Genomic DNA, 7,630 nt, shown 5'->3' with positions numbered 1-7,630 from the left:
TGGTGGTATCATCTGCAACTCAAGAAACGTAGACAATGAAAAGCCTCTTCTTGAGGCTTTCGCAAAAGAGCTGAACACGAAACTTATCTATTTCATTCCAAGAAACAACATCGTTCAGCACGCAGAGATCAGAAAGCAGACAGTTATCCAGTACAAGCCTGATTCTTCCCAGGCTGAGGAGTACAGACAGCTTGCTGATGCCATCATTGATAATCAGGATTTCACAATCCCGACACCTATGACCCAGGAGAGACTTGAGGAGATCCTGTTTGAGTTTGGTCTTATGGATCTTCCTGAATATGTGATCTGATCGAGGCGCTATAACATTACTAGATGAGGAGAAAAAATATGAGAAAAAATGGCTTATACAAAAAAGTGTTATCAACTATCGTGGCTGTGACATGTGCAGTATCTCTGTCAGCTTGCGGCGTTGTTACTTCAGGGGAAAGTAACGAATCTGCAGCTACTGAAGAAGAGGACTGCTGTGCTGGAAAAGAAGAGGCTGGCGGCGGCGCAGCTGCGTCAGAAGGAGGAGCTGCCTCAGCGGACGCAGCTCCCGCAGCAGTGGTAGACAATCCTCTTGCAAACCTCTCAGAGGAGGAGCTTGACGCTTTGTATCAGGAAGAGGATGCCAGCAAGAGAACTCTTCACATTGCATACAGCGGCGGACTTTGCCAGGTTGCGATTCCAGTAGCTTATCACTACGGATTTTTTGAAAAAGAAGGTCTTGATACTGAGCTTACAAATGTTGACGACGCAAGAGATGCTCTTGCAGCAGGCAAGATCGATACTGCAGCTGGTATGATCGCTCAGTGGCTTACATCTGTTCAGAACGGTGTAGATATCAAATTTACTCTTGGACTTCACACAGGATGTGCGGCAGCAGTTGTTCTTCCTGACTCAGATTTCCAGGGCTTTGAAAAGGGCATGAAGATCGGATTTGTCGGAGCTTTCGGCGGAGTATATCACAACATTGCAAACAGATTCGTTGCTCATGACGGTTTCACAGAGGATGACTTCACATGGCTTGGATTTGACCAGAGCGCAATCCTCCTTGCTCTTCAGGATAAAGAGGTAGATGCCATCGTAGTAAGTGAGCAGCTCAGCAAAGCCTGGGTGGACAACGGAGAAGTAAGACAGATCAGATCCCTTACAACAGACGATGACTTCAAGGACGAGGCATGCTGCGTACTTGGTATTGCAGGGTCCTTCCTTGATGAGAACCCAGCTGCATCCTACAAGATCACAAAAGCTGTATACAAGGCTTCACTGTGGCTTAGCGAGAGCGAGGAAAACAGAAAAGAAGCAGCAAAGATGCTCATCGAAAACGGATACGTTTCAGGAACAGAGGAGTATTCTTTAGAGCTTCTTAACTACTATAAGTTTGGTTTACCACCTGAAGTAACTGAGAAATCTCTTTACGATTCTGTTGATGAGTACTCAAAGCTTGGAATTCTGAGCGCAGATACCAATCCAGAAGAGTTTAAGAAAAAGATCTACTACGCATATGATCTTAGCGGAGTTAAAGCTGACTAAATGGAGGTGTAACAGTGGCGGAACTGGCTGTTTCATTAAAAGAACTTGCTGAACTTGAGCAGGATAGAAAAAAGATAACTAAAGGACAGAAAGTGCTATCCCGCATTATTGCTGCATTGCCAGTTATTGCCGGAGTGCTGCATCTTATTGAATACCTGTTTGTTCCCAACAAGGGAACAAACAGCTGTACTCCAGTCTATGCGTATCTTGTGGGACTTGGAGTGGCTGTATGGGGAGTTTTGTATATAATCTCCTTTTTCAAATCTGAGCTCTATGCGATTTTGAAATACAAAGCAGCGCTGTACACAGCTCTTTTCATCCTGCTGACATTATATGATATTGCGACACTTAAGACAGGGATACTGATCATGCCATACTTTCCATGGCTTGACAGGATAATCAATTCGATCATTTCCGACAAGGAAAAGCTCCTTGATTCAGCGGTAAACTCTCTTAAGCTTTTGTTTACCGGTTATATCGGAGGAGTACTTGTTGGACTCATATGCGGAATTGGAGCTGGATGGTCAAAAAAGGTAAGATACTGGGTCAATCCTTTTGTCAGGATCCTTGGAGCGATCCCAACAACTACCTATATGCCGATCATCATGATCCTTGCCACATCTCTTTTCGGAGGAAGCGCTTTCCTTATCGGACTTGGAGTGTGGTTTCCTGTAACTGTATCTTCCCTTACAGGTGTCAGCAATATCAATACACATTACTATGAGGTTGCGGAAACACTGGGAACATCCAAGGCAGGGATATTGTTCAGAGTTGTTGTACCTGCTGCAATGCCCACAGTCTTTGGCGGTCTTACCCAGGGCATGAGCGTTGCATGCATTACACTTATGGCTGCTGAGATGATGGGCGTTGAGTCCGGACTTGGCTGGTATATCAACTGGCAGAAGGGCTGGGCGGAATTTGGAAAGATGTACGGTGCGATCATAATCATCTGCTTTATCTTCGTTATGGTCAACAACCTCTTAAACGTGGTAAAGAGATATGTGCTGCGCTGGCAGAAAGGAGAAAACGCCTGATGGATAGAGGACATATTAAGATAGACGGCGTGACCAAGATTTTCAGAAGGACTGATGGGAACGAGACTCTCACAGCGCTGTCAGATATCAATCTTGATATAAAACCAGGAGAGTTTATCGCTTTTGTTGGAGCCAGTGGTTGCGGTAAGTCCACACTTTTAAGGACAATTGCAGGGCTCGAGACACCTACTATAGGAACAGTCCTTGCGGATGGTGAAGAGATTAAGGGCAGCAGCGCCAAGAGAGGACTGGTATTCCAGGATCATGCGCTTTTCCCATGGCTTACAGTGTGGGACAACGTACTCTTTGGCCTTAAGTCAACTGGTAAGAAGAAGGAAAAAGAAGACCTGGCCAATGAGCTGATTAAGATGGTTGAGCTTGAGAAGTTTAAGGATTCATATCCTTATCAGCTCTCAGGAGGCATGTCACAGAGAGTGGCTCTTGTCAGAGCCCTCGCTAACGAGCCTGATGTGCTGCTACTGGATGAGCCCCTGGGAGCTCTTGATGCCTTTACCAGGATGAATATCCAGGATGTACTTATTGATCTGTGGAAAGAGCGTCAGAACACCATGATCCTCATTACCCATGACGTGGATGAGGCTATTTATCTGGCGCAGAGGGTCATTGTCATGTCACCAAGACCTGGAAGGATTGTGGATGAGATAAACATAGAGCTTAGCTATCCCAGAAACAGAAGCCATTCAGCATTTATAAAATATAGAAATGCAATTCTTGAGAAGCTCAACTTTGCGCACGAAGAGAGCATTCCTGATTTCAGTATTTAGTATTGTGTATATAAGGAAAGTTTATTGTAACCGATAAACTTTCCTTATTTTTCATTATGAACGGTCTGTGATAGTATTTGATTATCAAATAAAGAACAGGGCAACAACAAGTTGTCATCAGAAAAAATACAAACGGAGGTTACTATCATGGCAGACATCAAAGAAAGCGCACTTGAACTTATTGGGGGAACACCACTTCTTAAACTTAATGGTTACAGCAAAAAGGCAGGAGTTACAAACGCAACACTCCTTGCCAAGCTCGAGTACCTAAATCCAGCAGGATCAGTTAAGGACAGAGTAGCACTTAGCATGATCGAGGATGCTGAGAAGAGCGGAAAGATCAAACCAGGAGCAACGATCATCGAGCCTACAAGCGGAAACACAGGAATCGGTCTTGCGGCAGTTGCAGCAGCAAAGGGCTACAGAGCAATCCTCACACTTCCTGATACAATGTCAGTAGAGAGGAGAAATCTTCTTAAAGCATACGGCGCTGAGATCGTTCTTACAGACGGCGCTAAGGGAATGAAGGGCGCCATCGCCAAGGCAGAAGAGCTGGAGAAAGAGATCGAGGGAGCAGTGATCCTTGGACAGTTCGTAAATCCTGCTAACCCAGCAATCCACAAAGCTACAACTGGCCCGGAGATCTGGAAGCAGACAGACGGTAAGGTAGACATCTTCGTAGCTGGTGTAGGTACAGGCGGAACAGTTACAGGTGTAGGCGAGTACCTTAAGGAGCAGAACCCTAACGTTAAGATCGTTGCAGTTGAGCCTTCAAGCAGCCCAGTGCTTTCACAGGGAACAGCAGGTCCACACAAGATCCAGGGTATCGGCGCAGGATTCGTTCCTGACACTCTCAACACCAAGATCTACGACGAAGTTATCGCTATAGACAATGAGGATGCATTTGCAGAGGGCAAGAGATTTGCAGTATCTGAGGGAATCCTTGTAGGAATCTCTTCAGGAGCAGCTCTTAAGGCAGCTGCAATCCTTGCAGAAAGAGAAGAGAACAAGGGTAAGAATATCGTAGTGCTCCTTCCTGATTCAGGAGACAGATATCTCTCCACACCTCTTTTCGCAGACTAAATAAAACAAGACATGGGGACGGGACAAACATAAAAGCCAAAGCCATATAAATCTTCTTTCAAGCCATTAAAAATAGCTCCGGAGCCCATTCGCTCCGGAGCTATTTCAATTGATAAGACAACAGAACCGTCCCCGTGTCTTGTTAGATCTGTGAAAGTGTCTGAACTGCGCTGCCGCCGATCACTACTGTGTAGTGCTCTGCCAGATAGTGCTCATCAGCTGTGCTTCCGAGCTCTGTCTTGCCATACTCTGTAAGAAGTGAGCAAATATTGGCAAACACTGCGTTATCAAGATCACCCTGGTGAAGGATCAGGTAGTACTTACCCAAAGCTTCATTCTTGTATAAGGTGTTGTTACCGTTGAATTTCCTTGAAACTATTTTTGCGAACTTTGTAACCTCGTGGAGTGAATCAAAGGAGAAGATCCTTGATCCCTTCCTGCCTGGCAGATCTTTCTTTTTGGGACCGCCAGTTTTTTCTTTTACCTTCTTGGAATCTGACTGAGGGCTCATTGGAGAATCCATGTAGTCGGACATGTTGCTGTGCTGAAGTCTCTTGAAAAGACTCATCACATCCTCTTCATCGTCCTCATCCTCGTCATACTCATCGTCGTAGTAATCCTCATCGCCATCATCCTCGTCCTCGTCTTCCTCATCACGAAGTGATGGAGCGAAGTTGGAAAATCTGGTGTCCAGCTCGTCTGGATCATCGACTTTGGTGATTACAAGAACAATACACTCGGAATTGATGGGAATCGCCTCGATCATAAGAGGAGTGTCCTCCGCTTCAAAACCGAACTCTATGTTAGCCTGTTGCATCATGTCCTGAAAAAGCTCTTTTGCCTTCTCAGTGCCATATGCCAGCTCTGTAATTTTGAGGTCTCGCTTCGCAAGGTCATCTCTGGTAAGTGTACATCTAATCTGGTGATCATTAACTCTCTCGATTTTCATGATGCATACCTCCTGACTTTGGAATACATAGATACTAAGTGAAACAAGGTACTATGTCAATAGATATATCGTCATAAAATGCGATATTTCGAGTATCTACATAAAATCTTAAGAATTTCTGCCGAAAATCTTAAGAAATTTCGATGGTAAATCTTAAGAATTTGCTGTTATAGTATTTTTTGTGAGGCGCTTCCAGCAAGGCTATGATCCGGAAAGGAGGCGCGATACAGGGAAATACTTAATAAAGAATTGATTATTCAAAATCTTGCTGTTCTGGCAAGATGTCTTGCAAAAAGTTTCTGCAAGAAATTCCCCTATAATATATAAAAACATCAACACAAAGACTATAAAAAGATATAAAAACAACTTCGTATTTTCTATATTAATTATACCATATTTTGTGTTACGCAAGATGTTGGTAGGCAGGATTTGTGCTGAGGCGCCTCAATGTATTAATTTATGTCAAAAAAATAGAAAACGTTTCAGGAAAATCTGATGGGATTTATCACTGCTTTGAACCTTTTGGACTGAGACGAAAAGGGATTATTACGATAAAAATGAACAAGAAAGTTACGTAGCATATTTTATGATCGAAATATCCCTAAAATTTACTGAGGACCCCATCCTTGCTTGCATAGTTGATACATTCATAATGACGTAAAGTAAATAGTTTGCTATAATATAGGGCGATTGTAAAGGAGCTAGAGAATGAAGAAAAAGGTTATTCCGGCGATTATTATAATCGTCCTTATTTTTGTGTTTGCAGGAGTATTTGTCCTGCAGCAGTTTATGAAGCGCTATTCATACAGCACTGAGAAGGCAGATCTTGATGCATACTTTGGCGTCACATCTGCAACAGATGTACCAATTATTCTTGGCAATGAGTTTATTGAGGAGCACGCACAGATCCTGGACGGATACTATTATATGGATTTTGATTCTGTTCAGAAGTATTTAAATGACAGATTCTACTATGGAATAGAGGACGGTCTTTTTATCTACACAACTCCCACAGCTATCATAACAAGCGAGGTTGGAAGCAGTTCCTGGTCTGACACTGAAGGTGGTAGCGGGAATGAGAGCTACGCCATAACAAGACTTGAAAACGGCGTTTTGTACGTGGCTCTTGACTACGTTAAAAAGTACACCAACTTTGCCTATGAAGGCTTTACGGATGCTAACCATATGCAGCTTACAACAAGCTGGGAGGATGAGACTGTAGCAACCATAAACAAGGATACCCAGGTCAGGATCCGCGGCGGTGTAAAGAGTGAGATCCTAAGGGAGATTGAAAAAGGCGAGACAGTAGTTGTTCTTGAAGAACTTGAGAACTGGACCAAGGTAAAAACAAGCGACGCCTACATCGGATGGGTTGAAAACAAAAGACTCTCTGATTCCAAGACAAGAAGCCCCATACCTGTAACAGATTATGTTGAGCCAGAGTACACCAGCATTTCAAGAGATCACATGATAAACCTTGGCTTTCACAATATCGGAGGCGCTGCTGGTAATGACACGATTACCGACATGATCTCAGGAGCCACAAGTCTTAACGTTATCTCTCCCACATGGTTTGCTGTAACAGGTAATGATGGTTCCATCAGGAGCTTTGCTTCAGCTTCTTACGTTAATACAGCCCACAGCAAGGGCATTGAAGTTTGGGCGCTTCTTGATAACTTTACAGGTGGCAGCGACTTTTCTACCGGAGAAGTTTTGAGTCATGCATCCAGCAGGGCTACGCTTATTGAAAACGTGGTATCTGCCTGCACTGCAGTCGGAGTAGATGGTCTTAATCTTGACTTTGAGATGGTGGCAGCAGAGGACGGACAGAGCTTTGTGGAGTTTGTAAGAGAGCTCTCAATAGCCTGCAGGAAGGCAGGACTTGTCTTTTCCATTGATAATTATGTCCCTATGAATTTCAATGATCACTATGATCTTCACGAGCAGGGAATTGTGGCTGACTACGTTATTATAATGGGCTACGATGAGCATTACGCCGGATCTCAGGAAGCTGGATCTGTTGCATCTCTTTCATATGTAGAAAATGGTATCATCGACACCGTTGATAAGGTTGATGCCAGCAAGGTCATAAATGCTGTTCCTTTTTACACAAGGATATGGCACACCAGCGGCGGTCAGGTCAGCAGTGAAGCAGTTTCCATGAAGGTTGACAAGGAATACATTTCAAACCACAGCATCGACATGCAGTGGAACTCTGAGACAGGCCAGAACTACGGCGAGTA

General features: G+C 44.0%; 6 protein-coding genes and 1 pseudogene. 6 read left to right on the top strand and 1 reads right to left on the bottom strand.

Annotation, left to right across the window (positions count from 1 at the left end; all coding sequences use genetic code 11):
• From nifH to cysK, 5 genes and pseudogenes are all read left to right on the top strand, one after another.
• Window positions 1-310: pseudogene (nifH, locus tag J6I68_RS02795) on the top strand (nitrogenase reductase); the annotation flags it as partial.
• Between the two features lie 38 nt (window positions 311-348).
• Entirely contained in the window at window positions 349-1,536 is a 1,188-nt protein-coding gene (locus tag J6I68_RS02790) for an ABC transporter substrate-binding protein (protein ID WP_292217183.1), read from the top strand.
• Window positions 1,537-1,550: 14 nt separating this feature from the next.
• Complete coding sequence (locus J6I68_RS02785) at window positions 1,551-2,570, top strand: ABC transporter permease (RefSeq protein ID WP_292217180.1); 1,020 nt, start codon at window positions 1,551-1,553, stop codon at window positions 2,568-2,570.
• Complete coding sequence (locus J6I68_RS02780) at window positions 2,570-3,355, top strand: ABC transporter ATP-binding protein (protein WP_292217177.1); 786 nt, start codon at window positions 2,570-2,572, stop codon at window positions 3,353-3,355. Before J6I68_RS02785 ends, J6I68_RS02780 begins: the two co-directional genes overlap by 1 nt.
• Window positions 3,356-3,502: 147 nt before the next feature.
• Window positions 3,503-4,438 (top strand): cysteine synthase A, encoded by a 936-nt coding sequence (gene cysK, locus J6I68_RS02775; RefSeq protein ID WP_292217175.1) that lies wholly within the window; start codon window positions 3,503-3,505, stop codon window positions 4,436-4,438.
• Between the two features lie 142 nt (window positions 4,439-4,580).
• Here the strand turns inward: cysK and J6I68_RS02770 are convergent, their stop codons facing one another.
• Window positions 4,581-5,387 (bottom strand): adaptor protein MecA, encoded by an 807-nt coding sequence (locus J6I68_RS02770; protein ID WP_292217173.1) that lies wholly within the window; start codon window positions 5,385-5,387, stop codon window positions 4,581-4,583.
• A 708-nt stretch (window positions 5,388-6,095) separates the two neighbouring features.
• On the opposite strand from J6I68_RS02770, the gene J6I68_RS02765 reads away from it, so the two are divergent.
• Window positions 6,096-7,630, top strand: a 1,535-nt coding sequence (locus J6I68_RS02765) for a glycosyl hydrolase family 18 protein (protein WP_292217170.1), incomplete at its 3' end; no start/stop codon positions are given.

The organism is Butyrivibrio sp. (assembly GCF_017940685.1).
Classification (GTDB): domain Bacteria; phylum Bacillota; class Clostridia; order Lachnospirales; family Lachnospiraceae; genus Butyrivibrio.
Note: the sequence above shows the minus strand (reverse complement) of the source record. Positions and strands in the feature narration are given on the sequence as shown.